The sequence below is a fragment of the Flavobacterium sp. UBA4854 genome (genome assembly GCF_002399805.1).
Classification (GTDB): Bacteria; Bacteroidota; Bacteroidia; order Flavobacteriales; family Flavobacteriaceae; genus Flavobacterium; species Flavobacterium ginsengisoli.
In genome coordinates, this window is record NZ_DHEI01000135.1 from 18,397 (window position 1) to 21,078 (window position 2,682).

The 2,682-nt window shown below is 33.4% G+C and carries 2 protein-coding genes; both read right to left on the reverse strand.

All coding sequences use genetic code 11. The features are described 5' to 3' along the window. A partial coding sequence (locus B3J44_RS19740; RefSeq protein ID WP_286970993.1) for a CHASE3 domain-containing protein occupies nt 1-2,225 on the reverse strand: 2,225 nt, incomplete at its 3' end. A gap of 10 nt (nt 2,226-2,235) precedes the next feature. Further along, a partial coding sequence (locus B3J44_RS19745; RefSeq protein ID WP_286970995.1) for a sensor histidine kinase occupies nt 2,236-2,682 on the reverse strand: 447 nt, incomplete at its 5' end.

Sequence of the window (2,682 nt, forward strand, 5' to 3'; positions counted from 1 at the left end):
AGACATAACGTAAACGTACTTCCTTCGTTTACTTTGCTGTGCAATATGATTTCTCCTCTCAATAATTTAGCTAGTTCACGGCTAATTGACAATCCTAAACCTGTTCCTCCGTATTTGCGTTTTGTAGAACCATCAGCTTGCTGGAAAGCTTCAAAAATTAATGGCTGTTTTTCTAACGGAATTCCAATTCCTGTATCTTTTACAATAAAGCAGATTATTTTATCGTCGTCTGTATCAACCTTAATTTCAAGAGAAACAGTTCCTTTTTCTGTAAATTTAATCGCATTTGAAATCAAGTTTTTTAGAATTTGCTCCAAACGCATTTTATCTGTTTTGATAACAATTGGTGCATCTTTGGCAATAATCTCAAAGTTGATATTTTTCTCTTTTGCTACCAGATAAAACAAATTATAAAGCGTGTCTGTAATCTCTTTTGTCGAAACATCTAAGAACTCTAGATCCATTTTACCAGCTTCAATTTTAGATAAATCTAGAATTTCATCGATTAATCCTAATAAACTGTTTCCTGAACTCTGAATTACTTTTGCAAATTCAATTTCTTCATTGTTCATTGTTCTATTGTTATTTTCAGAAAGCAAACGGCTCAATAATAAAATCGAGTTCAAAGGCGTTCTCAACTCATGCGACATATTAGCTAAAAACTCTGATTTGTAGCGAGTTGTCAATTCTAAAGCCTCCGATTTCTTCTGAATTTCTGTATTTTTTTCTTCTAATAAAACACTTCTTTCCGATAGTTCTTCATTTGTTTGCTCCAATTCTTCCTGCTGTACGCGAAGTTCTTCTTCTGATGCTTGCAGTTTTTCAGTTTGTGCTTCCAATTCTGCATTTATAGCTTCCAATTCACTGTGCTGAATTTGTAATTCTTCTGCTTGCGATTTGGTTTCTTCCAACAATTCTAAAACACGTTTACGGTTTTGAGTCGCTTTCAGTGCAATTCCAATATTATTGGCTACCATGTTTAAAAATTCCAATTGCAGTACAGAAAAACCATAAATACTTGCCAATTCTACTGCTCCTTCTACTTTGAAATCCATAAGCGGAAGTGCTACAATATGAGTTGGTTTTATTTCTCCTAAAGCATAATTAATTTGAATATCATCTGGCGAAAGTGTTTTCAATTCCAGCATTTTACCCGAAACAATTGCTTGTCCGATTAAGCCTTCACCTTTCTTAATTTTTTCTCTATTTTTACTCGGAATATAACTGTACCCGCCAGAAATTGTCATTTCTTCTCCATCCAAAACATACAAAACTCCAGCGCTGCTGTTGGTATATTGGCACAAAAATTCGATTACATCTTTAGATAACTTCTGGATCGTTTTTTCGCCCAACATTTTATCATTTAAAGTAGCAACACCAGACTGAAGCCATTCTTTTTGAGATAATAAGTCAAAAGAATTTTTTAACGAATCTTTCATTTCATGAATTGACGCTCCAAGCGCACCTAAAGTATCCGCTTTTCGATCATCGATTTGAACATCGTAATTTCCTTTAGAAATTTGTGTTGCAATACCGCCAATTACTTGCAATCTATCAGCTGTTTCTTTATCCTTTTTTATTAATTCTTGCTGCAATAAAGTTCTTTCATTGTAATCTTTCAGAATTCTAATCAAGAAAACTATAGAAATTAGAAAAGCAATAAAGAAAGCAATCGCAATTAAAGCCAAACTATATCTGCCATAACGTTCTGAATTTGAGTTGCGTTCTTCTAAAAGCTTTTGCTCTGTATTTTCGACCTTTTTAATGATTGCACGCATTTCGTTCATCATATTGCGGCCCTCATTCAAATCAAAAATCAGTATTTGCTTGCTTAATCTCTTTTTTACAATCTGATTGTTTAGATATTTAAAGAAAGCTGAACGTTTGTCACGCAATTCCTCTAGTAATTTAGTTTGCGAAGGATTATCAGCTGTTAAACCATCCAATTTTTCAAAATAAGCATTTGCTTTGGCTTCAGAATCATTAAAACGGCCAACAAATTGCTCGTCTCCTGTAAGCAAATATCCTCTCATGCTTGTTTGAGCTTCGGTAAGAATTGAGGAACCTTCATTTAGGTTGTAAATTACATCCTGAGTATGATTGACCCAAAAATTGCTATTTAAAAGACTTTTAATACTTATAAACGAAGCAACCGAGCTAATGGTAAGTACAAGCAATGAAACTAGCGAACTAATTAATAAATTCCTTTTAAAATTACCGTTCATATATGTCTAATTATTTTAATTCGTATTTTAAAGGAAGCACAATAATAAAGCTTGCTCCCTCACCTAATTTGCTTTTCGCAGTGATTAATCCGTTGTGTTTTTCTATTATTTTTTTTGCAATCGCGAGTCCAATTCCTGTTCCTTCGTAACTTTGGCGGTCATTCAAGCTTTGAAAGATAATAAAAATACGGTCAAGATAAATTTCGTCAAAACCAATTCCGTTATCTTTTACCATAATTCTGCAGAATTTGCCATCTGGTGAAGTCGGACTATCTATTGATTTTTCTAAAATGGTTTCAGAAGTGATCTCGATTACGGGTTTATCTTCACTTCCAGAAAATTTCAAAGCATTTCCTATCAGATTTTGAAAAACCTGACGCATCTGACTCGGAATGCTATCTACTGTTGGGAGTTCGTTGGTTTTAATTGTAGCATTTTTGCGTTCAATTAAATAATC